Origin of the sequence: Actinomycetospora aeridis (genome assembly GCF_037400275.1) — a bacterium.
Lineage (GTDB): Bacteria > Actinomycetota > Actinomycetes > Mycobacteriales > Pseudonocardiaceae > Actinomycetospora > Actinomycetospora aeridis.
This window is the reverse complement of the sequence record NZ_JBBEGL010000002.1, coordinates 184,120-206,668: the sequence shown is the minus strand read 5'-3', so window position 1 is coordinate 206,668 and position 22,549 is coordinate 184,120. Positions and strand designations below refer to the sequence as shown.

Sequence of the window (22,549 nt, the reverse complement as noted above, 5' to 3'; positions counted from 1 at the left end):
GCAGCGAACGTGCCGTTCGCTGCTTCTACGCGCACGAGATACCCGTTCGCTGCGAACCGGCGCCGGGTTCAGTCGGCCCGGACGCCGAAGCGCCGCGGCCCGCGCAGGACCGTCGCCACCCGCGGCACGAAGCGCCCGGACGGGCGCAGCCGGGGCAGGCGCCGCGCGAGCATCTCCAGCGCCACCTCGCCCTCCATCCGGGCGAGGGCCGCACCGAGGCAGTAGTGGGCGCCCCCGGAGAACGCGAGGTGCGCGGTGGCCTGCGCGCGGCGTGGGTCGAAGCGGTCGGGGTCGGGGTGCACGGCCGGGTCGCGCCCGGCGCTCGCGAGCAGGACGAGCACGCCCGTGTCGCGGCGCAGCGTCCGCCCGCCGAGCTCGACGTCCTCGTGGGCGAAGCGTGCGGTCAGCTGCACCGGCGGGTCCCAGCGCAACGTCTCCTCGACGACGCCCGCGGCGAGGCCCGGGTCGGCGACGAGGTCGTCCCACGTCCCGCTGGTGTGCAGCGCACGGACGGCGTTGCCGACCAGGTTGGTGGTGGTCTCGAAGCCGGCGATGAGCAGCAGCTGGGCGAGCGAGACGAGCTCGTCGAGCGTCAGCGAGCCCTCGTCGAGCGCGTGCACGAGCTGGGAGATGACGTCCTCGCCCGGGTCGGCGCGGCGGCGCTCGACGAGGTCGGCGAACAGCGCCCGCAGGTCGGCGGTGGCGCGGGAGAGCGCGTGGGCGTGGCGCACGGACCGGACGCCGTCGAGCGCGGCGCCGACCACCCGGCCCCACTGCGCGAACCGCGGGGTGTCGACCTCCGGGATCGCGAGCAGTTCCGAGATCACGCTGATCGGCAGCGGCGCGGCGAGCGTGCTCACCAGGTCGAACGGACCGTCGGTCGGGGCGGCGTCGAGCAGGCGGCCGGTGACCGTCCGCGCGGTGTCGCGGTACTGCTCGAGGCGCCGCGGGGCGAAGGTCGGCTGGGCGAGGCGGCGCATCCGCGTGTGGTCCGGGGCGTCGAGGCCCAGCAGGGAGAGGTCGATCGGCTCGAGCAGTGCGGTCTCGGGGTCGGTGGGGTCGCTCCCGGACGCGCTCCCGGCGTCGTCGGTGGGGTCGAAGGGCATCCGCCCGTCGGCGAGCCGGACGCCGAACCGCCGGTCACGCAGCACCGCGGTGCAGGTCTCGTGCGAGGCGACCGCGCGGATGCCCGTGGCGCTCCGGGCCACCCCGCCCGTGGCGGCGGCGTCGGCGCGGAGGCGGGCGTAGGTGGGGTACGGGTCGAGGCGCCAGGGCTTGTGCATCAGCCGCGCGACGGGGTCGCCGCGCAGCGCCAGGGCCAGCCCTCCCGCGCGCATCACGGCGATCCGGGTGCCGAGGCGGAGGTCCGCGCGCCAGCGCGGCACCGGGCTCGGCGCGGGGCGGGTGTCCTCCGGGTGCGTCGTCACATACCCAGAGTATGACGGTGCGGCGTGTCACGCCCCGCTCGGCTGGACCGGGCGTCACCCCGGGCGGACGCTGGAGGTGCGCGTCCGGCACGTCCGAAGGGCGTGCTCGCGTCGCGTGGACCACGATGGCCCCGGGGCCGAGACGAGGGAGAACGGGAACGTGACGAGCACCAGCCCGGCGGCACGCGCGCCGCTCGGCGTCGTCGCCGACCCGGTGCGGTTGCTGCGCTCGTGGGCGCCGGGCCGCGGCTCCTGGTTCTCCGGTCCGCAGGGCACGCTGCTGACCCGCGGCGCCCGCACGCTCCTGCCGTCGGGCGACGCCGACGCGGTGCTCGCCCACCTGCGGGGTCTGCGCGCCGGCCCGGCGCTCGCCGTGGGCGCGCTGCCGTTCGACCCGGCCGCGCCGGCCCACCTCGTGGTGCCCGAGCACGTCGAGCGGGCCGACCCCCTCGGCGCCGTCCTGGCCGCCCCGGGCGGCGCCCCGGTCGCGGGCACGGCCCGCCCGATCCCGGAGCCGGCGGCCTACGAGGCGATGGTCGCCGACGCGCTCGCACGCATGGAGGCCGGCGCGCTGGACAAGGTGGTGCTCGCGCGGGCGCTGGAGGTCGTGGCCGACGGAGCCGACGGGCGGGTCGACCCGGTGCCGATGCTGCGCGAGCTGGCCCGCCGCGATCCGCGCAGCTACCTGTTCGCCGTCGACCTGCCGCCCGAGCGGCCCGGGGTGCCGCGCACGCTGCTCGGCGCGAGTCCGGAGCTCCTGCTCGCGCGCCGCGGCACGACCGTGACCGCGAACCCGCTCGCCGGGTCGGCGGCCCGCTCGCCCGATCCCGACGAGGACCGCCGCCGCGGTGAGACCCTGCTCGCCTCGGCCAAGGACCGCCACGAGCACGCGCTCGTCGTCGCCGACGTCGCCCGCCGGCTGGCGCCCGTCGTCGACGACCTCGAGGTGCCCGACGCCCCGTCGCTGATCAGGACGCCGACGTTGTGGCACCTCTCGACGACCGTCCGCGCGCGGGCCACCGATCCGTCGGCGTCGGCGTTGCACCTCGCCCAGGCCCTGCACCCGACGCCGGCGGTCTGCGGGGTGCCGCGACCCGCCGCGCACGCGGCGATCACCGAGATCGAGCCGTTCGACCGCGGCTTCTACACCGGCGCCGTGGGATGGACCGACGCGCGCGGCGACGGCGAGTGGGTCATGGCGCTGCGCTGCGGCGAGGTCCAGGGCGACCGGGTCCGGCTGTGGGCGGGCGCCGGCATCGTGCCCGGGTCCGTCCCGGCCGACGAGCTCGCCGAGACCGGGGTGAAGCTCCGGACGCTGCTCGACGCGCTGGGGCTCGACGAGGCGTGACCACCTGGGACGAGGTCCGCGAGGGCCGCGAGCTGCTGCGCGACGACGACCTGCTCGTCCTGGACAAGCCGGCCGGCTGGTCGGTGATGGGGGAGCGGCACGACACCGACCTCGTCCGCCTGGCCCGCGACGCCGGCGAGACGCTGTGGCCCGCGCACCGGATCGACAAGGTGACCTCGGGGATCGTGCTCTTCGCGCGCCGCCTCGAGGCGCACGGCGACCTCACCCGGCAGTTCAACGACCGCTCCGTCGCGAAGACCTACCTGGCGGTCGTCGCCGGCACCGGGCTGCCCGCCCACGGGACGATCGAGCTCCCGCTGGCGGTGGGCCGCAAGAACCGGGTGCGGATCGCGGCGCCGCGCGAGGCGATCACGTGCACCGACGGGACGTGGACGGTGCCCGCCGACGCGGTCCAGGACGGCGACGTCTACCCGTCGACGACCGCGTTCGAGGTGGTCCGCCGTGGTGACGGCCGCACGCTGCTGGCGGTGACGCCGACGACGGGGCGCCGGCACCAGATCCGCGTGCACCTCGCCTGGATCGGCCACGCGCTCGTCGGCGACCCGCTCTTCACGAAGAACCCGGAAACGCGCACGGCCCTGCACGCCTGGCGCCTCGGCTTCACCGGCCCCGACGGCGCGCGCCACGACCTCGAGGCCGTGCCCCCCGCGGACTTCGACGCCCTGGCTCCCGCGACCACGTGAGCACTTTCCGGGCCTCGAGGCCCGGAAAGTGCTCACGACCGGATCAGGCGAGCGCCTCGGCCAGGTTGCCGATCGTCATCCGCATCTCGTCCGGCGTGACCTCCCGGACGCGCGCGAGCAGTTCGGGGTCGGTGAGCTCCGCCCAGTCGTGGTAATGCGTCACGACGGTGCGGTCGTCGCTGTCGGGCTCGAGCTCCCAGCCCCAGACGTGGCCCGAGGGGGTCGCGCCCACCCGCGCGGGCATCCACGCGAGGGCGCGGTCCGGCTCGTAGCGCACCACGTGGTTCTCCACCCGGTAGCGGCCCCGGTCCGGGTGGTCCATCTCCATGACGAACACGTCGCCGACCTCGGTGATCGCGAGGTGGGTGTGCGAGGCGTGGACCGTGCCGCTGCCGTCGAGGTCGGGGTGCCGGTCGGGGTCGGCGAGGAGGGCGAAGACCCGCTCGACGGGGGCGTCGAGGGTGTCGGTCACCGAGATGCGCGTGTCGCTCACCGCGCGATCGTCCCAGGGCTGGTCGTGGGCGGCCCGCGCGCGGGGTATCCGTGTGTCATGCCGGAGATCACCCTGGAGCGGGGCGACATCACGACGGCCGAGGTCGACGCGGTGGTCAACGCCGCCAACTCGGGGCTCCTCGGCGGCGGGGGCGTCGACGGCGCCATCCACCGTGCGGGCGGCCCGGCGATCCTCGCGGCCTGCCGGGAACTGCGGCGCACGACCCTCCCCGACGGCCTGCCCACCGGCCGGGCCGTCGCGACGACGGCGGGCGACCTCGCGGCGCAGTGGGTGATCCACACGGTCGGCCCGGTGTACGTCACGTCCGAGGACCGCTCGGGGCTCCTGGCCTCGGCCTACCGGGAGTCGCTGCGGGTCGCCGACGAGGTCGGCGCGCGCACCGTCGCGTTCCCCGCCGTGTCGGCGGGCGTCTACGGGTGGCCGCTCGACGACGCGGCCCGGATCGCCGTGACGACCGTGCGGGACACCCCGAGTTCGGTGCGCGAGGCGCGCTTCGTCCTCTTCAGCGACGAGGTGTATCACGCATTCGCCCGAGCGGCCGAGTCGAGTGGGTGAATCGTCCTACTCCGTGACCGCGGTGTGCGCATGACGCCCGGAACCCACAGAGGTTGTGCGCCGAACCGGTTCCGGTGACGTGCGACGGACCACCGCGAACGGTCCGTGACCCCGTCGTCACTGTCTCGTTGTGCCCGGCGGGTCGCGCGGTGTGGGAGCCGCGCGCAGCGATCGAGGGGCAGGACGGCCATGGCTGGCAGGCATCGCAGGGGGGCGCAGCGCGGGGCGGTGTCGAGCGGACGGCTCGCGGTCTCGGTGGCCACGATCGGTCTGGGCGCGCTCCAGCTGGGTGGTGTGGCGTTCGCGGCGCCGGCGGGGAACGGCGGCGGCGTCGACGGGACGCCGTGCACCGACGCGCGGATCAAGGCGTGCGTCGACCTCTCGGAGAACCGCGCCTGGCTGCTCGACGGCGAGGGCAACGTCGTCTACGGCCCCGTGCGCAACAGCCACGGCGCCGAGGGCTACGAGACGCCCACGGGTGACTTCATCATCCAGCGCAAGGAGAAGGACCACGTGAGCCAGGAGTACAAGGGCTCGCCGATGCCGTACGCGGTGTTCTTCGACAACAACGGCCGCGCCTTCCACGGCGGCGCCACCGACCGCGAGTCCGCGGGCTGCGTTCGCCTCGGCCCGGACGACGCGAAGCGCTTCTTCGAGCACCTCAACCCGAACGACCGGGTCCAGATCGTCGAGTGATCCACCCCCGGTGACCGTGGCCGGGCGCGGAGGGCGAGGGGCATCCGAGGGGGGTGCCCCTCGCCCGTCCGGCTGTCCTCGTGCGGCCGGCTAGGACGACCGGCGGCGCAGCACGAGCGCCACGGCGCCGCCGATGACCACCACGGCGATGACCACGAACACCCACGCGGGCACGCCGCCGCCGGAGTCGTCGGGGCTCGCCGCGGCGGCCGGCGACGGGGGCGCCGTGCTGGGCTGGTCGGCCAGGGCGGCCCCGGCCGACGGTGTCCCGCCCGACGGTGTCCCGGCGGGCGTGCCTGCGGGCGCCGACGGCGTCGTCAGCTCGAACGTCACCGAGCCGGTCGTCGGGTGGCCGTCGCTCGAGATGATCCGGTAGCCGATCTCGTAGCGTCCCGCCTGGGGCAGCGGGCCGACGGGCACCGAGACGACGTTGCCCTGCGTCGTCGCCTGGCCCTGCTCGTGGCGCGCGCCGTCGGGACCGACCACGGTGAGGGTGGACAGGTTGCCCTGGGGCTCGTCGCTGAAGGTCACCGACACCTGGGCGGGTGCCGTCGGCACCGTCGCCCCGTCGGCTGGGTCGCTACCGGTGACGACGTCGTGCGCGCTCGCCGTGCCCGCCGTGAGGAGCAGGGCGGACAGGGCGAGCAGGCCGGTCAGCAGCGCGGCGAGCAGGCCGCGCGGGCGTGTGCGGGCGGACGGGGTCCGCGGTGTGGGCATGGAGGGGTCCTTCCGTGTCGGGGTGTCGTCGCGGCATGGCGCGGCGACGGGGGGCCCCGACGCGGGTGGAGCGTGACGGCGGCGCGGCACTGGCGCGGAGTGCGCGCGGGGCGGGGCGCCGGACGCGACGGCGGGCGGACCGGTGTTGGCGGTCCGGCGAGACGGTGGACCCAGCCGGTGACGCTGCGGCCGGCGCGGCAGGCGAGGACGCGGTCGGCCTGCGCGAGTCCGGCGGCGACGAGCACGGCGGCCGCCAGGTGCGCGGCGAGCATCCCCGGTCCGTGGGCCTCCGGGGCCGCGTGCATGCCCTCGTGGTGCTCGTGCGCCCCGGCCGGCAGGGCGAGGTGCAGCGCGAGCTGCCCGGCGCCGAGGACGGCGGCGAGCGCGGCCGCCGACCGGGGTCGTGCCCCGAGCAGCGCGGTGGCGAGGACGACCGCGAGCGTGGTGGTGATCGCCGCCGGGGTTGCCGCGACGACCCCGCCGGCCTCCCCGTGCGCCGCGGCGCCGAGGACGGCGGCGGACGTGCCGAGCAGCGCGGCACGGGCCGGCGTCGCTCGGTCAGGGGTCACGGGCCTCCACGGTAGCCCCGTGCGCCCGGGCACGGCTTCTCCCCGTATGTGAGCGAATTTCGGGGCTATAGCCCCGAAGTTCGCTCACATGGCGCGGAGGAACGCCGCGATCTCGGCGACCGCCGCGAGCGAGGTGCGCGGGGTCAGGCCGCCGGTCGCGACGTAGCCGTGCGCCGCGCCGAGGTAGCGGGTGTGGCGCACGGGGACGTCGGCGGCGTCGAGTGCGGTGACGTAGCGCTCGCCGTGGTCGCGCAGCGGGTCGTGGTCGGCGGTCTGCACGAGCGCCGGCGGCAGTCCGGTGAGGTCGGCGCGCAGCGGCGAGGCGTAGGGGTGCGTGCCGTCGGCGTCGCCGAGGTAGAGCGCGTGGAAGCCGCGGATGTCGGCCGCCGACAGGATCGGGGCCACGGGGATCTCCCGCTCCGAGGGCAGGACGTCGACCATCTCCACGCCCGGGTAGACGAGCGCCTGCGCGGCGATCGCGGGTGCGTCGAGGCCGTCGCGGCGCCGGTCGCGGGCCATGAGGCACACGACGGTGGCGAGGTTGCCGCCGGCGCTGTCGCCCATGACCGCGAGCCGCGCGGGGTCGACGCCGACCCGGCCGGGGTCGGCGGCGAGCGCGGCGACGGCGTCGTAGCAGTCCTGCGCCGGAACGGGAAAGCGGTGCTCGGGCGCGAGGCGGTAGTCGACCGAGACGACGACCGCCGACGCGGAGCGGGCCACGTGGGCGCAGAACCACTCGGACTGGTCGAGGTCGCCCTGGACGAACCCGCCGCCGTGGAAGTTGACGACGACGGGTGCGGGCGCGTCGGCCGACGGCGGCCGGTAGATCCGCGCGCCCAGCCCGGCCGGGACGGCGGCGGTGGGGATCGCCGTCTCCTCGACGACGACGTCCCGCGGCGGCGTGCCCATGACCGCCCGGCCGAGCGGGCCGTGCTGCAGGCGCAGGACGGCCGCCCGGGCGGCGGGGACGTCGGCGGGATCGAGGTGGGCCACCGACCCGCCGAGCCATCGACGGGTGGTGCCCACGACACGCAGACCGAGGGGGAGGCGCACGCCTCACACCTTGGCGGTGACCTCCACGCCGATGTTGCCGCGGGTCGCCTTCGAGTACGGGCAGAGCTCGTGGGCGCGGGCGACGAGCTGGTCGGCGGTCTCCTGGTCGGCGCCCGGGACCGTCGCGGTGATCCAGACCTGGAGCCCGAAGCTGCCGGCGTCCGGCCCGATGCCGACCCGCGCCTCGACGCTCGTGGAGTCGATGTCGACCTTCGCCTGGCCCCCGGCGAGCTTGAGCGCCTGGTGGAAGCACGCGGCGTACCCGGCGGCGAAGAGCTGCTCGGGGTTGGTGCCCCCGCCCGGCCCGCCGAGCTCCTTGGGCATGGTCATGTCCTGGTCGATGACGCCGTCCGAGCTGCGAACGTGCCCGTTGCGGGCGTCACCCGACGACACGGCCTCGGCGGTGTACTTGATGTCCATACGACCGGGCGTACCCACGTGAGTGGTCCTCGCCCCGTCGACGGGCGTAATCGCTCCCACAGGCTCAGGACGGCCAGGACGGCGCCCGCTTCTCCAGGAACGCCGTGATGCCCTCGCGGCCCTCGGGCGACAGGCCGCGCTCGCCGATGCTCGCCGCCTCCGCGTCGAGGTGGGCGTCGGTGAGCACACCACCGGCCTGCCGGACCAGCCGCTTCGTGGCCGCGAGGGCGCCCGCCGGCCCGGCCGCGATCTGCTCGGCGATCCCGTCGGTGGCGAGGCGCAGCGCGTCGTCGTCGACGACCCGCGACGCGAGCCCGGACCCGAGCGCCTCGGCGGCCCCCATCGGCCGGTTGGTCAGGAACATCTCCATCGCCACCGCCCGCCCGACGGCCGCGGGCAGCGTGGCCGTCATCCCGCCGTCGGGGGTCAGCCCGATCGCGGTGTAGGCCGGACGCAGGCGCGCGCTCTCGCCGAGCACGATGACGTCGCCGCACAGCGCGAGCGAGAGGCCGATCCCGGCCGCCCAGCCGTTGACGCCGACGACGACCGGCGCCGCCAGCGCGAGCAGGGCCCGCTCGCCGGCGTGGATGGCGTCGGCCAGCTCGGCGAGGCTGCGGTCCGGCTCGGCGGCGAAGCCCGAGATGTCGCCACCGACGCAGAAGTTGGCGCCCTCGGCGACGATCTCGACGCAGCGCGCCTCGGTGGCGGGACCCGTCAGCGCCGCGAGGAACTGCCGCCCGAACGCGTGGTCGACGGCGTTGTGGCGCTCCGGGCCGGCGAACACCAGCCGGCACACGCCGGCCTCCTGCTCCACCCGGATCCGTTCGGGGTCACCCACGTGTCCTCCCTCGTCGAGCACCGTCCCGGGGATGCTGCCACGCTCGTGCCCGCCAGCACCGGCCGAGATCATCGAGGGTGTCGACGTGCCCGACCTGCACATCCCCGCGTCCGCGGGCAGCCACCAGTCCGCGTACCTCGCCGTCCCGGCGGTCGGGGACGGCCCGTTCCCCGGCGTCGTCGTCCTCCAGGACGCCTTCGGCGTCGGCGAGAACATCAAGGACCACGCCGACCGTCTCGCCGCGGCCGGCTACGTCGCCGTGGCCCCGGCGATCTACACCGCGCGCGGCGGCGGCCCGAAGTGCGTGGCGGCGACGCTCAAGGCCATGAACTCCGGTGAGGGCCCGGTCTTCGACGACATCGAGGCCGCCCGCGGCTGGCTCGCCGCGCGCGAGGACTGCACCGGGCGGGTCGGGATCATCGGCTTCTGCCAGGGCGGCACGTTCGCGCTGCTCTCGGCGGCCCGTCACGACTACGCCGCCGCGGCCCCGAACTACGGCATGGTCCCCGAGGACCCCGCCGCCGACCTCGCCGGCATCTGTCCGGTCGTCGCCAGCTTCGGCGGCCGCGACACGATGCTGCGCGGGCACCCCGAGCGCCTGGAGGCGGCGCTGTCCGGGTTCGGGGTCGACCACGACGTGAAGACCTACCCCGAGGCGGGCCACAGCTTCTTCGAGCACTTCCCGGCCAACGGCCTGCTGGTGCGCTTCGCCGGCGCGGGCTTCCACCGGCCCAGCGCCGAGGACGCCTGGGGCCGCATCCTGCGCTTCTTCGCGACGCACCTGGAGGACGCGGCATGAGCGAACCGCTCGAGAGCTACCTCATCGACATGGACGGGGTGCTCGTCCACGAGGAGAACGCCCTGCCGGGTGCCGACGAGTTCATCCGCCGGCTCGGCGAGGCGGGCAAGCGCTTCCTCGTGCTGACCAACAACTCCATCTACACCCCGCGCGACCTGCAGGCGCGGCTGCACGCCAGCGGGATCGACATCCCGGCCGAGAACCTGTGGACCTCGGCGCTGGCCACGGCCCAGTTCCTGGATTCGCAGCGACCCGACGGCAGCGCCTTCGTCGTCGGGGAGGCCGGCCTGACCACCGCGCTGCACGACGTCGGCTACATCCTCACCGACCGGGATCCCGACTACGTCGTCATCGGCGAGACCCGCACGTACTCGTTCGAGGCGATCACGCGCGCGATCCGGCTCATCGAGGGCGGCGCGCGCTACATCGTCACCAATCCCGACGCGACCGGGCCCTCGCCCGAGGGCACGTTGCCCGCCGCCGGTTCCGTGGCCGCGCTCATCACCCACGCCACCCGGCGCGACCCGTACTTCGTCGGCAAACCGAACCCGCTGATGATCCGCGCGGGGCTGAACACCATCGGCGCGCATTCCGAGACCACCGCGATGATCGGTGACCGCATGGACACGGACATGGTCGCGGGCATGGAGGCGGGGCTCCACACCATCCTCGTGCTCTCGGGTGTCACCGATCCCGCCGAGATGGACCGCTATCCCTACCGTCCGCAGCAGGTGGTCGCGAGCGTGGCGGACCTCGAGGTAGGCGTGCGGGGATGACCGGGTACTCGGACGGCATGCCCGAGGACTTCGAGGACCTGCCGTCCACCCTGCAGCGCTCGCCGGAGAGCGCGCGGAAGACGTACGCCGAGGCGAAGGAATCCGCGGAGGAGACCTACGGCAAGGGCGAGCGGGCCAGCCGCACCGCGTACGCGGCGCTGAAGCACACGCACGAGAAGGTCGGCGACCACTGGGAGCAGAAGGAGGAGAAGGGCCCCTCCGACTCCCGGGCGCGCAGTGGCGGGCAGGACCCGAGCGGTGAGACCGCCGGCGGGGTCGACGCCAACGCGAGCAAGGAACACCTCTACGAGAAGGCTCAGCAGCTCGGCGTCGAGGGACGCTCGAAGATGGACAAGGACGAGCTCGTGGACGCGGTGCAGAAGGAGAGCGACCGGGAGACGCGCAGGGCGCGGGTTGACTGAGGAACCCGTTCTCGCGCCGCCCGTCCCACGGCCGGCCCTCGGCTGGATCGAGCTCGCCGTCGGGGCGATCGCCTACGTCGCACTGCAGCTCGCCCTGTTCGTCGCCGTCGGGCTCCTCTCCGAGGGCACGCCGCCCGCGCCCCTGCTGGTCGCCGTGTCGGCGGCGTCGGCGCTCGGCGCGGTGGCGATCGCCCTGGCCCTCCGGGTGCGGGCCCCCGCCGCGGTCGGGCTCGTCCGGCCCCCCCTGCGGGGCATCGCGCTGGGCGTCGGCATCGGGATCGTCGTGTGGCTCGTCTCCCGGATCCTGATCGTCGCCTACGTCGCCGTCACCGGCGACACCTCCGACCCGCAGGAGGCGCTGACGCTGTTCAGCGGCCCGTTGGCCGCGGCCCTGGTCGTTGCGATCGGCGGGCTGTTGGTGCCGCTCGGCGAGGAGCTGCTGTTCCGGGGACTGGGCTATGGCGTGCTGCGGCGGGTCGGGCGGGTGTTCGCCGTGATCGTGACCGCCGCGGTCTTCGCGCTGGCGCACGGGCTCAACGTCGTGTTCGCCGCGGCGTTCGTCCTGGGCGTCGTCAACGCCGTGCTCTACGAGCGCACCGGCTCGATCTGGCCGCCGGCCGCGGCCCACGCGATGTTCAACCTCATCTCGTTCACCCTCGCCCTGGCGGTGGCCGGACCGATGTGACCGTTCAGTTCTTCTGCTCGGTCGGCCGGACCAGCACCTCGTTGACGGCGGTCCGGGCCGGCCGGGTCACGACGTAGACCACGGCGTCGGCGATGTCGTCGGCGTGGAGCAGGCCCAGCTCGGAGGCCTGGGAGGCGTCGGGTTTGTTGTCGTCGCCGGTGTTGGTCAGTTCCGTGTCGACGAGGCCCGGCTCGACGAGCCCGACGCGCACGTGCTGCTCGGCGAGCTCCTGGCGCAGCGCCTCGGAGAACGCGCCGACGGCGTGCTTGGTCGCCGCGTAGACGTTGCTGCCGGGGCCGGTCACGCTGCGCCCGGCGACCGACGAGACCGTCACGATGTCGGCGATCCCGCGGGCGCCCTGCGCGGCCGACGCGAGGTGGCCGAGCGCGGCGTGGGTGGTCGACAGCACGCCGTGCAGGTTGACGTCGACCATCTTCTGCCACTCGCCGAGGTCGGCGTCCCGAGCGAGGTCCATCGACCCGTAGCCGGCGTTGTTGACGAGCACGTCGACGCCGCCGTGCTGTTGCGCGACCTCGTCGACGGCCCGGCGCACGGCCTCGGCGTCGGCGACGTCGACCTCGTGCACGCTCGCGCCGGTCAGCTCGCCCGCGAGGTCCTCGAGCCTGTCGCGGCGCCGGGCGAAGAGCGCCACGCCGGCGCCTTCCGCGGCGAGCGCGCGGGCGGTGGCCGCGCCGATGCCGCTCGACGCGCCGGTGACGATCGCCGTGGTCCCGTCCAGTCGTCCTGCCATGTGGTCGGGGTGTCTGCGGTGCGGGACGGCGAAACGGCGTCGGCGCACGCGGTGGTGCTCACAGGTGAGGAGGCGTACTCGCGGGTCCGAGGTGGAACCCGGCCCCGTGACCACTACGACCGACACCGACATCGAGGTCCACGACCCGGCCACCGGCGAGCTCGTGGGACGCGTCCGGCCCGCGGACGCCGGCGACGTCGACGAGGCCGTGGGCCGGGCCCGCGTGGCCCGCGACGGCTGGGCGCGCACCCCGGCCGCCGATCGTGCCGGGCTCGTGCGGGACGCCGCCGGGGCGCTGCGCGGTGTGGCCGAGGAGCTCGCGCGGCTCAACGAGACCGAGACGGGCCGGCCCTACGACGACGGGCTCGGCGGCGTGCTCGCGGCCGCCGGGACGATGGAGCAGTACGCCGAGCTCGGCCCGGTCCACCGCGGTCGCTCGCTGCTGGGCTCCTGGTCGGCGACCGACCTCATGGTCCCCGAGCCGCGCGGGGTCGCCGCGGTGATCACGCCGTGGAACGACCCGGTCGCCGTGGCCGCGGGCCTCATCGGCGCCGCGCTCGTCACCGGCAACACCGTCGTGCACAAGCCCAGCGAGCGCTGCCCGCATCTCGGGCGCCGCTTCGCCGAGCTCGTCGCGTCGTTCCTGCCCGAGGGCGTCCTCGAGATCGTCGACGGGGCCGGGCCGACCGGCGCGGCACTCTCCGGGCACGCCGACGTCGACCTCGTCGCCCACGTCGGCTCGATCGCCGCCGGCCGCGCGATCCGCCAGGCCGCGGCGGGCACCGGCGCCCACGTCCTGCTCGAGAACGGCGGCAACGACCCGCTCGTCGTCGACGCCGACGTCGACCCGCGCTGGGCCGCCGAGCAGGCCGCGCTCGGCTCGTACGCCAACGGCGGGCAGGTCTGCGTGTCCGTCGAGCGCATCTACTGCGCCGCCGCGATCGCCGAGCCGTTCCTCGACGCGCTGGCCGAGGAGGCCGCGCGCTGGGTCTACCGGCCCTCGGCGGCGGGGGAGAAGGCGCTCGGCCCGCTGGTCGACCGCCGGCACCGCGAGCACGTGCACGGCCACGTCGCGGCCGCGGTCGCCGACGGCGCGACCGTGCACGCGGGAGGTGTCGTCCCCGACGGCGACGGCGCGTTCTACCCGGCGACCGTGCTCTCCGGCCTGACGCCGGCGATGACGATCACACGCGAGGAGACGTTCGGTCCGGTGGCACCGGTGCGCGTGGTGGAGGACTTCGCGCAGGGGCTCGCCGAGGCGATCGACGACCCGCACGGGCTCGCCGCCACCGTCCTCACCGGCTCGATGAACAACGCCCAGCAGGCGTGGCGCGAGCTCCCCGTCGGCAGCGTGAAGATCAACGGAGTGTTCGGCGGCGCGCCCGGCGGGGCGGCGCAGCCCCGGGGCACCTCGGGCACCGGCTTCGGCTACGGGCCGGAGCTCCTCGACGAGATGACCACCACGAAGGTGGTGCACTGGTCCCCGCTGCCGTAGCGGCCGCACCCCGGGACGAACGAACGGCGCTCTCGCTGCTTCCGAAGCAGCGAGAGCGCCGTTCATTCCTCGTCGGCCTCGGCGACCGGAGCACCGCCCTGCTCCACCCGCCGTATGTGAGCGAACTTCGGTGCTGGAGCACCGAAGTTCGCTCACATAGGTCAGCGCATCAGCGCCACCAGCTCGCCCGGGAGCTGCTCGAGGGTGCGGTCGACCTGGTCCTCCGGCAGCCACGAGCGCAGCAGCCGCAGCACCTCCTCGACCTGGCGCTCGACCGTCTCGGCGTCGACGGACGTGACGTGCCCGCTCACGGCGTCGACGAAGGCGTCCTTGCCGACCGGCCGGGCCGCGTCGTCCTTCGGGCGCTGGGCGCGCAGCTCCGCGGACAGCTCCGGCGGGAGGCTGATCGTCAGCTCCTGCGCCAGGCCGCTGCTGATCGTCTTGCCGAGCTCGTTGAGCGTGCTGCGGACCAGCACCTCGGCCTCCGACGGCTGCTCCAGGCCGAGGCGTCGCTGGACCTGACCGCTGAACGCGGCGAGCGTCTGGCTGGAGTTCGACGGGTTCGGGTCGTTCGGGTTCTCGTCACCCTGGATCGGCGGAGTCGTCATGGGCGGGGGGCACCCGTTCACCCCGCCGCGTCAAACCCCTCCTGCTCGGCGCGGCGCAGTCCCTCGGTCCAGCGGGCGCGGCGCTCGTCGTCGGACTGCTCCCACCAGGGGGTCCCCCGCTCGCCCAGCGCGGTCTTGGCGGCGTGCACCCGCGCACGGGCGGCCGCCTCGGCGTCGGCGTCGCCGTGCCGGCGGGCCGTCCCGACGTCGCGGCGTGCGGCCATCAGCCAGCGGCGCAGCACCGCGCCGTCCTCCTCGCCGATCAGCGGGTCGGTCGCCCGCCACTTCCGCCCGTTGACGACGATGTGGCGCCCGTCGTCGGTGTGCTCGACCACTACACGTGCACCGCCCGCAGCCGCCGCGCCGCGGCGACGACCTCGTCCGGCGAGATCGCCAGGCACTCCTGGCCGAACGGGCACACCAGCTGGCGGCACGGCGCGCACGACACGGGCCGTGTGAGCACCTCGGCGCGGGTGGTGCGCGGCCGGTACTGGTCGACGGTCTCGGTCCCGGCGAACAGCTCGACGACGGGCGCGCCCACGGCGTCGGCGAGGTGCACCCCGCCGGAGTTGTTGGCGACGACGACCTCCGCGCCCGCGAGCAGCGACGCGAGGTCGGCGAGCCCGAGCCCGCCGGCCAGCGGCACGCCGACGTCACCGGCGACGGCGTGCACGAGGTCGGACTCCCGCTCGGTACCGCTCACGACCACCGTCAGCCCGTCCCCGGCCAGCGCCCGGACGACGGCGGCGAACCGCTCGGCGGGCCAGCGCCGCGACGGGCAGCTCGCCCCCGGGGCGACGACGGCGTAGCGCTCGCCCACGACCGCCAGCGGGGTCGCGGCGTCGTCGGGGACCCGGACCTCCAGCGCGATGCCCCGCGACGGCACCCCGACCGCGGCGAGCAGGCCGAGCATGCGGTCGACCTGGTGCTCCTCGTCCGGCGGCGACGGCACCCAGTGCGTGAGCAGCCCCCCGCCGAACTCCTTGGACAGCCCGACGCGCACCGGCACCCCGGCCCGCCGGGCGACCTCGGCGGCCGGCCACGGCGACTGCGAGAACGAGGTCAGCACGATCGCCGCGTCGTAGCCGCGCGCGGCGAGGTCCCCGACGAGCTCGGCGTCGGGGTCGCTGCCCGGGACGAGGTCGAGCTGCTGCCACGACACGGACGCGGTGACGACGCCGTCGACCTGCGGGAGCAGCGACGCGGCGGCGGCGCCGGCGGGGGAGGCGAGCAGGTCGAGCGCCGCGCGGGGCGCGGCGGCGCGCAGGGCGCGGAAGACCGGGCCGGTCATGAGGACGTCGCCGACGTTGTCGGGGCGCACGACGAGGATGCGGCGCATCGCGGCCCAGTCGGGGTCACCGTGGCCGGGCCGGTGGGCGGCGGGGTGGGACAGGTCGGGCACGGCGGCGAGTACCCGGCACTGCTGGCAGGCTCACCCGCCGTGAGCTGGTTCCACGCGCGACCGGTGGCGAGGGACACCTGGCTGGTCGCCGAGCCGGGGCACGTCAACTCCTGGCTCGTCGCCGGCCGCGACCGCGCGGTGCTCGTCGACACCGGCCTCGGCATCGCGCCGATCCGCCCGGTGGCCGCGGCGCTCACCGACCGCCCGATCGACGTCGTCCACACCCACGCACACCTCGACCACGTCGGCGGCGACGCCGAGTTCGACCGGGTGGCGATCCACCCCGCCGGCGTCGCCGAGCTGCGGGGCGGCACCGACGCCGCCGAGCGCCGCCGCTACCTCGCCTACGCGCGCCGCCTGCTCGCCGCCGCCGAGCGCTACCGGGCCCTGGACCACGAGTTCTTCCACCTGCTCTCCGCCGACTCCGACCCGCGCCCGCTGCCGCCGGACATCGAGGAGACGTGGGACCCGCCGCCCGGCCCGACGCCCGACCTGCTGGTCGACGGCGACGTCGTCGACCTCGGCGGGCGCACCCTGCGCGTGCTGCACACCCCCGGCCACTCGCCCGACTCGGTCTGCTTCCTCGACGAGCACGACGGCCTGCTGCTCGCCGGCGACACGATCAACACCGGCCCCATCTACGCGCAGGCCCCGGAGTCCGACCTCGCGGCGTTCGCCGCCTCCACCGCGCGCCTCGCGGAGCTCGACGTCCGCCTCGTGCTCATGGCGCACTTCGGCCGCGGGGTCGCCGAGGGCCACTTCGTGCGCGAGGTCGCCGACGCCTTCGCGCGCCTGCGCGCCGGCGACGCCGTCCTGCGCCCGGCCCGGGACTGTGACGACGACCCCGTGCGCGAGGCCGTCTTCGACGCGTGCTCGATCTACGTCGCGGCGGACGGGTGATGCGCTGGGAGCTCCCCGACGGGGTGGAGGTGCTCGCCGACGAGGTGCGGGTCGCGGTGGCGCAGCGGGCGGTGGCGGCGCGCGCGGACCTCGTGTCGTTGGCGCTGCGCTTCCTGCGCAGCTGGCTGCACGAGGGGTTCGCGCCGGACCGCGGGGAGTTCGAGCTGGTGACGCTGGAGGCGCCGGCGTCGCGGGAGGACGGCGGTGACGTCGTGCTGCGCTTCGTGTTCACGCTCGCGGCCGATCCGCACGAGTACGGCTACACGTGGTTCGAGGTCCTGGTGAACGAGCAGGAGCCGCCGCGGGACGCGTACTGGCCCGTCGGGATGCGCGTCGGCTTCTGGTGACCGGTGTTCTCGGGCGGGGCCGTTCGGGTAACGCCGCCCGGTGACACGCCTCCGCGTCGCGCTCGTGCACGGGCGCGCCGACCCCGCGCACGACGGTGTCGCCGACTACACCGGCCACCTCGCCGAGGCGCTCGACCGCCAGGGCGTCGACGTCGTCGACGTGCCCGTCGACCCGGGACCGCTCGGGCTCCTGCGCGCCGCGCGCTACCTGCGCGCGAGCGGCGCCGACGTCGCGCACGTGCAGTTCGCCCCGTCGGCGTTCGGCTTCTCCGGTGCGCCCGGGCTGCTGGGCGACCTCGCCGGGATGCCGCTGGTGACGACGCTGCACGAGTACGGGTGGTGGACGGTCGCCCCGCGCGTGCCGGAGCCGGTGTGGACGTTCCTCGAGCGCCGCGGCCTCGCCGACCGCGAGACCGGGCGGCTCGTCTCCCGCAGCGCCGCGGTGCTGACGACCAACGCCGACCACGCCGCGACGCTGCGCGAGCGCTGCGGGGTCGAGGCGCGGCGGGCGCCGCTGCTCCCGAACGTCGAGGTCGACCCGACCGCCCCCGACCGCGCCAGCACCCGCCGCGCGCTGGGGGTGCCCGCGGACGCCGAGCTCGTCGTGTTCTTCGGGTTCGTGCACCCGGTGAAGGGGCTGCGCTACCTGGTCGACGCGATCGCGCGCCTCGCCGGCCAGCACCCCGCACTGCACCTGCTCGTGCTCGGCGGCTTCACCTCGCTCGCCCTGCCCGTCGACGAGGCGGAGGCGTTCCGGGCGGAGCTGACCGCGCACGTCGACGCCGCCGGCGTCGCCGACCGCGTGACGATCACCGGGCACCGTCCCGCCCGCGAGGTCTCCGCCGCCCTGCAGGCCGCCGACATCGCCGCCTTCCCGTTCACGGCGGGGGCGACGCTCAAGAGCGGCGCCCTGCTCGCGGCCCTCGACCACGGGCTGCCGACGCTGATCACGCGCCGCACGGACGCAGCCGGGGACCCCGACCTCGCCGACGGCGAGACGGTGGTCGTCGCCCGCGAGGTCCGCGACGTCGACGTGCTCGAGACCGGCCTGCGCCGGCTGCTGGACGACGACGACCTGCGCTCGCGGGTCGCCGCCGGCGGGCACGCGCTCGTGCGGGGCCGTGACTGGGACACGCTCGCGGCGTCGCACGTGGCGACGTACCGCGAGGTCTCGGAGACGAAGCGGAGCGGAGCCCGACCGTGAGGAGGATCCTCGTCGTCGACCTGCTCGGTGGGCTCGGCGACCTGATCATGGTGCTGCCGAGCGTGCACGCGCTGGCCGAGGCGCACCCCGACGCCGAGCTGACCGTGCTCACCCACGCCCTCGGTGCCCCGCTGCTCGCGCACGACCCCGCCGTCACCGCGGTGCGCACGGCCGACAAGCACGACGAGCGTGCAGCCGTCGAGCAGGCCCTCGCCGAGCTCGCCCCGGACCTCGTGGTGACGACGACGCGCTTCGACGGCATCGGCGACCTGGTGGAGTCCGACGCCCGCACCCGGGGCACCCGTGCCGTCGCGAACCTGTGGCGGCGTCCCCCGGCCGACGAGAAGGTGGGTGAGCGCTACCAGCGGATCCTGGCCGCCGAGGGTGTCATCGCCGACCGCGTCCGGCCGCCCCGCGTGGTGCTCACGGCCGAGGAACGTGCGTCCGGTCGCCGTGCCCTCGTGTCAGCGGAGTGGCACCGCAGACACTGGGCGTCAGAAACACCACACGCTCGCTCGCGCGACACGCCGAGCCCGGACCCGGGCCCGCTGGGCCGTTCGCCGACCGTCCTCGTCCCCGACGCCGGGATGGCCGTGAAGCGCTGGCCCGCCCGCCGCTGGGCGGCGCTGGCGAGCACCCTGCCCGGCCCGGTGCTCTCGGTCGGCCCGGTCGAGGGCGCGACAGAGCTCCCGCCCACCGATCTGCGCGGGCTCGCCGCCCGGTTCGCCGCGGTCGGCGAGGCCGGCGGCGTCGTCGTCGGCCCCGACACCGGCCCGGTGCGCCTGGCCGCCGCGGTCGGCGCCCGCACCGTCGCCCTCTTCGGCCCCACCGCGGCGTCGCGCTACGGCCTGGAGGAGGGCACCAACCTCCAGGGCCTGCCGGAGTGCCCCCACCGCGAGCCGACGGCGATCACCGAGCAGGTCTGCTGGTGGGAGGCGCGGTGCCCGCTCGCGTCCGAGCCGGCGTGCCTGCTCGACCTGCCGGTGGAGCGGGTGCGGGAGCAGGTCGTCCGGACCGGCGGGTAGAAACGAGGACATGCGCTACCTCGACCTCCCCACGGCCAAGAAGTGGTCCGCGATCGGCCTCGGCACCTGGCAGTTCGGGTCCCGTGAGTGGGGCTACGGCACCGACTACGCGCAGGGCCCGGACAGCGAGGCGTCGCGGATCGTGTCCCGCGCCCTCGAGCTCGGCGTCACGGTGTTCGACACCGCCGAGGCCTACGGGTTCGGGCGCAGCGAGCGCATCCTCGGCGAGGCCCTCGATCGCGCCGACGCCGACCCGGCCACCACCGTCGTCGCCACCAAGATCTTCCCGGTGCTCCCCGTCGACCAGGTCGTCGTGCAGCGCGGCACGTCCAGCGCGGCCCGGCTGCGTCGCAGGATCGACCTCTACCAGGTCCACCAGCCCAACCCGGTCGTCGGCGACGGCACGACCATGGCCGGCATGCGGACGCTGCAGGCCGCGGGTGTCGTCGACGAGGTCGGTGTCAGCAACTACACCCTCGACCGCTGGCAGGGCGCCGAGACGGCGCTGGGCACGCAGGTGATCGCCAACCAGGTGCAGTACAGCCTCGTCGCCCGCGACCCCGACGCCGACCTCCTGCCCTACGCGCGCACCGCCGGGCGCGCGGTCCTCGCCTACAGCCCGCTCGCGCAGGGCCTGCTGTCGGGCAAGTTCGACGCCGAGCACCGCCCCGCCAACCGCGTCCGCTCGCTCAACCCGCTCTTCCTGCCCGAGAGCCTGCGCCGCGTCACGCCGCTGATCGAGACGCTGCGGGCGGTGGCGGACGCCCACGACGCCACGCCCTCGCAGGTCGCGCTGGCCTGGACCATCCACCACCCGGTCGTCGTCGCGATCCCCGGCGCGTCCAGCGTCGCCCAGCTCGAGAGCAACTGCGCCGCGGCCGAGATCACGCTCGCCGGCGACGAATACACGGCGCTCTCGGCGGCCGCCGAGTCGTTCCGTCCCGTGTCGGGCCTGTCGGCGCTGGCCGGGATAGCGCGGGCGCAGATCGGCGCCGGCCGCTAGAACCCGCTAGATCTGCGCCAGCATCGTCCGGTTGCGCGTCCCGGTCTTGCGCAGCAACGAGCCGACGTGCTTCTCGACGGTCTTGGCCGAGATCGCGAGCGCCCGGGCGATCTGGCGGTCGGTGAAGCCGCGGGCGACGAGCGTGCGGACCTCGCGCTCGCGCGGCGTGATCGCCGAGCTGCCGGCGGCGCGGGGCGCGGCCAGGCGCTCGAGCTGGTCGTCGGCGAGCAGCGTCTCGCCCCGCCCGGCGGCGGCGACGACGGCGACGAGCCGCGTCTCGTCGGCGTCCGGGTCGACGCAGCCCTTCACCCCCGCGCCGACGGCGACGCGCAGGCGCTCGTCGGGGCAGTCGTCGCCGAGGAGGACGACGGCCGGGGGGTCTCCCCCGCGCGCCAGGCGCTCGAGAACGGCGACGAGGTCGTCGCCCAGCAGTTCGTGCTCGACGACCAGCACGTCGGGACCCAGCAGACGGCACGTCGCGGCGAGGTCGTCGGCGCCCGCGACCTCCGACACCATCCCCAGCCCGGGCGCACCGAGCTGCAGCAGGCGCACCACACCCGCCCGCACGACGGGACGGACGGCGGCGACGAGGACGCCGGTGCGGGTGCGCGCGGGGACCGACGGGGGTGCCGACGAGCACGGCAGGGTCAGCCGGAGCCGGGTGCCGCGCCCGGGGGCGCTGTCGATCTCGAGCTCGCCGTCGAGACGCCGGGCGCGGGCGGCCATCGCGCGCAGCCCGAGCCGCGCGCCCGCCGTCGTGACCTCGGCGCCCGCCGCGGTGTCGAAGCCGCACCCGTCGTCCTCGACGAGCACGGTCAGCGTCCCGGGGCCGTGGAGCACACCGACGCGCACGCACGCCGCGTCGGCGTGGACCGCGGCGTTGAGCAACGCCTCCTGGGTCATGCGGAAGACCTCGTCGGCGATCTCGCCCGGGATGCTGCCGGCGCCGACGGTGACGAGCTCGCCCCGGATGGGTGCGTAGGCCTCCACCCAGTCCAGCTCCTGGCGTACGGCCTGCTCGAGCGTGCGGCCGGCGAGGACGCCGCTGTCGGCGAGCGCGAGGGCGGCGTAGTCGGCGAAGAGCTCGGCGAGGTGGACGTCGGCGTCGGAGAAACCCCCGGTGTGCCCGGCGGTGGTGACGCAGGCGCCGACGATCCGCGGACCGCGCCGCACGGGCACGGCGAGCACGGTGCCGTCGAGCACCGGTGCGGCCGTCGCGAGCAGGCGGGCGACGGCGTCGTCGGGCACGGTGCCGTCACCCGCGACGACCGTCCACGAGCCGGCCGCCTGGTCGACGCGCACGACCCAGCCGGTGCCGCCGGTCAGCGTGCCGAGGTGGTCGGCGAGGCGGCGCAGCAGCGGGTCGGCGTCGGCGGGGCGGGGTGCGGTGGACCGCGGCGGCGCGTCGGCGACCCCCGGCATCACCGGGAGCGCGTTCCACGCTGCTACTGCGGTCACCAGGCGTCCTCCTCGACGTCGGACTCATGATGCATACAAGATGCATCGATGTGGTGAGAGTAGGGTCACGCCGACTCGACGGCAAGGGCGGTGCGGTGACGGGGATCAGCGGCCTCTCCGCGAAGGAACGCGCCTATCGCGACACGAAGGCCCGCATCCTCGACGGCTCGCTGCCCGGCGGTGACCTGATCACCGAGGGGCAGGTCGCGGACACGCTCGCGATGAGCCGGACCCCGGTACGCGAGGCGTTCCTCCGGCTGGAGGCCGAAGGGCTGCTCCGGTTGTTCCCCAAGCGCGGCGCACTCGTCGTCGCGGTGTCCCCCAGCGAGGTGGAGGCCGTTCTCGAGGCGCGCGAGCTCGTCGAGGGGCACGCGCTGACCAAGCTCTGCGCGGCCGCGGAGGAGGACCGCGCCGTCGTCGGTCGCGCCCTGCACGACGTGCTCGACATCCAGCGCGCCGCCCTCGCCCGTGACGACGAGCAGGCCTTCGCCGAGGCCGACCGCCGCTTCCACATCACGCTCGTCGAGAGCGCGCACAACCCGATCCTGCTCGAGCTCTACGCGTCGCTGCGCGACCGCCAGCTGCGGATGAACCTCGGCTCGCTCGAGAAGGGGCCGACCCGGCCGCGGGCGATCCTCGCCCAGCACGAGGCGATCGTCGACGCGCTGGCGCTCGGCGACGCGGCGGAGGCGCGCGTCCGCTTGCGCGTGCACCTGGACGCCACGCGCGTCGCGGTCGTCGGCCGATAGCCGGGCGCCCGCCCGGAGCACGTCATTCTCGACCGGGCGAGCCGACCGGCGACTCCGCGATCGAGTGCGTGGCGTTGCGGACAC

At 75.5% G+C, this 22,549-nt stretch carries 27 protein-coding genes; 15 read left to right on the top strand and 12 right to left on the bottom strand.

What is annotated here, in order from left to right:
- Window positions 1–68 precede the first annotated feature (68 nt).
- Entirely contained in the window at window positions 69–1,427 is a 1,359-nt protein-coding gene (locus tag WCD41_RS06255; protein ID WP_337712536.1) for a cytochrome P450, read from the bottom strand.
- 160 nt (window positions 1,428–1,587) lie between these two features.
- Between WCD41_RS06255 and WCD41_RS06250 the strand changes: the two genes are divergently transcribed.
- Complete coding sequence (locus WCD41_RS06250) at window positions 1,588–2,775, top strand: isochorismate synthase (protein ID WP_337712535.1); 1,188 nt, start codon at window positions 1,588–1,590, stop codon at window positions 2,773–2,775.
- A complete protein-coding gene (locus WCD41_RS06245) occupies window positions 2,772–3,479 on the top strand; it encodes an RluA family pseudouridine synthase (protein ID WP_337712534.1) in 708 nt (235 codons plus the stop codon). Before WCD41_RS06250 ends, WCD41_RS06245 begins: the two co-directional genes overlap by 4 nt.
- 43 nt (window positions 3,480–3,522) lie before the next feature.
- Here WCD41_RS06245 and WCD41_RS06240 read toward each other — a convergent pair whose 3' ends face one another.
- Window positions 3,523–3,972, bottom strand: coding sequence for an SRPBCC domain-containing protein (locus tag WCD41_RS06240; protein WP_337712533.1), 450 nt, complete (start codon window positions 3,970–3,972; stop codon window positions 3,523–3,525).
- Between the two features lie 57 nt (window positions 3,973–4,029).
- Between WCD41_RS06240 and WCD41_RS06235 the strand changes: the two genes are divergently transcribed.
- Together WCD41_RS06235 and WCD41_RS06230 are read left to right on the top strand one after the other, a co-directional pair.
- Window positions 4,030–4,548 (top strand): O-acetyl-ADP-ribose deacetylase, encoded by a 519-nt coding sequence (locus WCD41_RS06235; RefSeq protein ID WP_337712532.1) that lies wholly within the window; start codon window positions 4,030–4,032, stop codon window positions 4,546–4,548.
- A gap of 189 nt (window positions 4,549–4,737) precedes the next feature.
- The gene (locus WCD41_RS06230) at window positions 4,738–5,244 is read left to right on the top strand and encodes a L,D-transpeptidase (protein ID WP_337712531.1); all 507 of its coding nucleotides are present in this window, start codon (window positions 4,738–4,740) and stop codon (window positions 5,242–5,244) included.
- 90 nt (window positions 5,245–5,334) lie between these two features.
- Here WCD41_RS06230 and WCD41_RS06225 read toward each other — a convergent pair whose 3' ends face one another.
- From WCD41_RS06225 to WCD41_RS06205, 5 genes are all read right to left on the bottom strand, one after another.
- Entirely contained in the window at window positions 5,335–5,961 is a 627-nt protein-coding gene (locus tag WCD41_RS06225; RefSeq protein WP_337712530.1) for a copper resistance CopC family protein, read from the bottom strand.
- The gene (locus WCD41_RS06220) at window positions 5,898–6,530 is read right to left on the bottom strand and encodes a hypothetical protein (protein ID WP_337712529.1); all 633 of its coding nucleotides are present in this window, start codon (window positions 6,528–6,530) and stop codon (window positions 5,898–5,900) included. Before WCD41_RS06220 ends, WCD41_RS06225 begins: the two co-directional genes overlap by 64 nt.
- An 84-nt stretch (window positions 6,531–6,614) precedes the next feature.
- Window positions 6,615–7,583, bottom strand: a complete 969-nt coding sequence (locus WCD41_RS06215) for an alpha/beta hydrolase (protein WP_337712528.1) — start codon at window positions 7,581–7,583, stop codon at window positions 6,615–6,617.
- Between the two features lie 3 nt (window positions 7,584–7,586).
- Complete coding sequence (locus WCD41_RS06210) at window positions 7,587–8,003, bottom strand: organic hydroperoxide resistance protein (RefSeq protein ID WP_337712527.1); 417 nt, start codon at window positions 8,001–8,003, stop codon at window positions 7,587–7,589.
- A gap of 64 nt (window positions 8,004–8,067) precedes the next feature.
- Window positions 8,068–8,841, bottom strand: coding sequence for an enoyl-CoA hydratase/isomerase family protein (locus WCD41_RS06205; RefSeq protein ID WP_337712526.1), 774 nt, complete (start codon window positions 8,839–8,841; stop codon window positions 8,068–8,070).
- 31 nt (window positions 8,842–8,872) lie between these two features.
- Here WCD41_RS06205 and WCD41_RS06200 point away from each other — a divergent pair, with 31 nt between their 5' ends.
- From WCD41_RS06200 to WCD41_RS06185, 4 genes are read left to right on the top strand one after another with little or no spacing between them, the layout of a single operon-like run.
- The gene (locus WCD41_RS06200) at window positions 8,873–9,640 is read left to right on the top strand and encodes a dienelactone hydrolase family protein (RefSeq protein WP_337712525.1); all 768 of its coding nucleotides are present in this window, start codon (window positions 8,873–8,875) and stop codon (window positions 9,638–9,640) included.
- Complete coding sequence (locus WCD41_RS06195; protein ID WP_337712524.1) at window positions 9,637–10,416, top strand: HAD-IIA family hydrolase; 780 nt, start codon at window positions 9,637–9,639, stop codon at window positions 10,414–10,416. The genes WCD41_RS06200 and WCD41_RS06195 overlap by 4 nt, the downstream gene beginning before the upstream one ends.
- Window positions 10,413–10,838: a ChaB family protein gene (locus tag WCD41_RS06190; protein ID WP_337712523.1), complete on the top strand. Its 426-nt coding sequence runs from the start codon at window positions 10,413–10,415 to the stop codon at window positions 10,836–10,838. The genes WCD41_RS06195 and WCD41_RS06190 overlap by 4 nt, the downstream gene beginning before the upstream one ends.
- On the top strand, window positions 10,831–11,523 hold the full coding sequence (locus WCD41_RS06185) for a CPBP family intramembrane glutamic endopeptidase (RefSeq protein WP_337712522.1): 693 nt from the start codon (window positions 10,831–10,833) through the stop codon (window positions 11,521–11,523). Before WCD41_RS06190 ends, WCD41_RS06185 begins: the two co-directional genes overlap by 8 nt.
- 4 nt (window positions 11,524–11,527) lie before the next feature.
- Here WCD41_RS06185 and WCD41_RS06180 read toward each other — a convergent pair whose 3' ends face one another.
- The gene (locus tag WCD41_RS06180) at window positions 11,528–12,274 is read right to left on the bottom strand and encodes an SDR family oxidoreductase (RefSeq protein WP_337712521.1); all 747 of its coding nucleotides are present in this window, start codon (window positions 12,272–12,274) and stop codon (window positions 11,528–11,530) included.
- A 106-nt stretch (window positions 12,275–12,380) separates the two neighbouring features.
- On the opposite strand from WCD41_RS06180, the gene WCD41_RS06175 reads away from it, so the two are divergent.
- Window positions 12,381–13,769, top strand: a complete 1,389-nt coding sequence (locus WCD41_RS06175; RefSeq protein WP_337712519.1) for an aldehyde dehydrogenase family protein — start codon at window positions 12,381–12,383, stop codon at window positions 13,767–13,769.
- 161 nt (window positions 13,770–13,930) lie between these two features.
- Here WCD41_RS06175 and WCD41_RS06170 read toward each other — a convergent pair whose 3' ends face one another.
- From WCD41_RS06170 to WCD41_RS06160, 3 genes are read right to left on the bottom strand one after another with little or no spacing between them, the layout of a single operon-like run.
- Complete coding sequence (locus WCD41_RS06170) at window positions 13,931–14,377, bottom strand: DUF2267 domain-containing protein (RefSeq protein WP_337712518.1); 447 nt, start codon at window positions 14,375–14,377, stop codon at window positions 13,931–13,933.
- Window positions 14,378–14,394: 17 nt separating this feature from the next.
- A complete protein-coding gene (locus tag WCD41_RS06165; protein WP_337712517.1) occupies window positions 14,395–14,712 on the bottom strand; it encodes a hypothetical protein in 318 nt (105 codons plus the stop codon).
- Window positions 14,712–15,779: a glycosyltransferase family 9 protein gene (locus tag WCD41_RS06160; RefSeq protein WP_337712516.1), complete on the bottom strand. Its 1,068-nt coding sequence runs from the start codon at window positions 15,777–15,779 to the stop codon at window positions 14,712–14,714. The genes WCD41_RS06165 and WCD41_RS06160 overlap by 1 nt, the downstream gene beginning before the upstream one ends.
- 39 nt (window positions 15,780–15,818) lie before the next feature.
- On the opposite strand from WCD41_RS06160, the gene WCD41_RS06155 reads away from it, so the two are divergent.
- The 5 genes from WCD41_RS06155 to WCD41_RS06135 are packed head-to-tail and all read left to right on the top strand — an operon-like array spanning window position 15,819 to window position 20,258.
- Entirely contained in the window at window positions 15,819–16,679 is an 861-nt protein-coding gene (locus tag WCD41_RS06155) for an MBL fold metallo-hydrolase (protein WP_337712515.1), read from the top strand.
- Window positions 16,679–17,026: a hypothetical protein gene (locus WCD41_RS06150; RefSeq protein ID WP_337712514.1), complete on the top strand. Its 348-nt coding sequence runs from the start codon at window positions 16,679–16,681 to the stop codon at window positions 17,024–17,026. The genes WCD41_RS06155 and WCD41_RS06150 overlap by 1 nt, the downstream gene beginning before the upstream one ends.
- A 40-nt stretch (window positions 17,027–17,066) precedes the next feature.
- Window positions 17,067–18,230, top strand: a complete 1,164-nt coding sequence (locus WCD41_RS06145) for a glycosyltransferase family 4 protein (protein WP_337712513.1) — start codon at window positions 17,067–17,069, stop codon at window positions 18,228–18,230.
- Window positions 18,227–19,255, top strand: a complete 1,029-nt coding sequence (locus WCD41_RS06140; protein WP_337712512.1) for a glycosyltransferase family 9 protein — start codon at window positions 18,227–18,229, stop codon at window positions 19,253–19,255. Before WCD41_RS06145 ends, WCD41_RS06140 begins: the two co-directional genes overlap by 4 nt.
- Window positions 19,256–19,265: 10 nt before the next feature.
- Window positions 19,266–20,258 carry an aldo/keto reductase gene (locus WCD41_RS06135; RefSeq protein WP_337712511.1) on the top strand — a complete coding sequence of 331 codons (993 nt, stop codon included), beginning with the start codon at window positions 19,266–19,268 and terminating at the stop codon, window positions 20,256–20,258.
- A gap of 6 nt (window positions 20,259–20,264) precedes the next feature.
- On the opposite strand, the gene WCD41_RS06130 is transcribed toward WCD41_RS06135, so the two are convergent.
- Window positions 20,265–21,716 carry a LuxR C-terminal-related transcriptional regulator gene (locus WCD41_RS06130; protein ID WP_337712510.1) on the bottom strand — a complete coding sequence of 484 codons (1,452 nt, stop codon included), beginning with the start codon at window positions 21,714–21,716 and terminating at the stop codon, window positions 20,265–20,267.
- 95 nt (window positions 21,717–21,811) lie between these two features.
- Here WCD41_RS06130 and WCD41_RS06125 point away from each other — a divergent pair, with 95 nt between their 5' ends.
- On the top strand, window positions 21,812–22,465 hold the full coding sequence (locus WCD41_RS06125) for a GntR family transcriptional regulator (protein WP_337712509.1): 654 nt from the start codon (window positions 21,812–21,814) through the stop codon (window positions 22,463–22,465).
- Window positions 22,466–22,549 lie beyond the last annotated feature (84 nt).

What these genes read in the sequence shown, in the direction of transcription:
- WCD41_RS06150 (WP_337712514.1), top strand. Translation starts at nt 16,679, where the DNA reads ATGCGCTGGGAGCTCCCCGACGGGGTGGAGGTGCTCGCCGACGAGGTG.
- WCD41_RS06170 (WP_337712518.1), bottom strand. Translation starts at nt 14,377, where the DNA reads ATGACGACTCCGCCGATCCAGGGTGACGAGAACCCGAACGACCCGAAC.
- WCD41_RS06180 (WP_337712521.1), bottom strand. Translation starts at nt 12,274, where the DNA reads ATGGCAGGACGACTGGACGGGACCACGGCGATCGTCACCGGCGCGTCG.
- WCD41_RS06135 (WP_337712511.1), top strand. Translation starts at nt 19,266, where the DNA reads ATGCGCTACCTCGACCTCCCCACGGCCAAGAAGTGGTCCGCGATCGGC.
- WCD41_RS06235 (WP_337712532.1), top strand. Translation starts at nt 4,030, where the DNA reads ATGCCGGAGATCACCCTGGAGCGGGGCGACATCACGACGGCCGAGGTC.
- WCD41_RS06225 (WP_337712530.1), bottom strand. Translation starts at nt 5,961, where the DNA reads ATGCCCACACCGCGGACCCCGTCCGCCCGCACACGCCCGCGCGGCCTG.
- WCD41_RS06210 (WP_337712527.1), bottom strand. Translation starts at nt 8,003, where the DNA reads ATGGACATCAAGTACACCGCCGAGGCCGTGTCGTCGGGTGACGCCCGC.
- WCD41_RS06200 (WP_337712525.1), top strand. Translation starts at nt 8,873, where the DNA reads ATGCTGCCACGCTCGTGCCCGCCAGCACCGGCCGAGATCATCGAGGGT.
- WCD41_RS06195 (WP_337712524.1), top strand. Translation starts at nt 9,637, where the DNA reads ATGAGCGAACCGCTCGAGAGCTACCTCATCGACATGGACGGGGTGCTC.
- WCD41_RS06190 (WP_337712523.1), top strand. Translation starts at nt 10,413, where the DNA reads ATGACCGGGTACTCGGACGGCATGCCCGAGGACTTCGAGGACCTGCCG.
- WCD41_RS06230 (WP_337712531.1), top strand. Translation starts at nt 4,738, where the DNA reads ATGGCTGGCAGGCATCGCAGGGGGGCGCAGCGCGGGGCGGTGTCGAGC.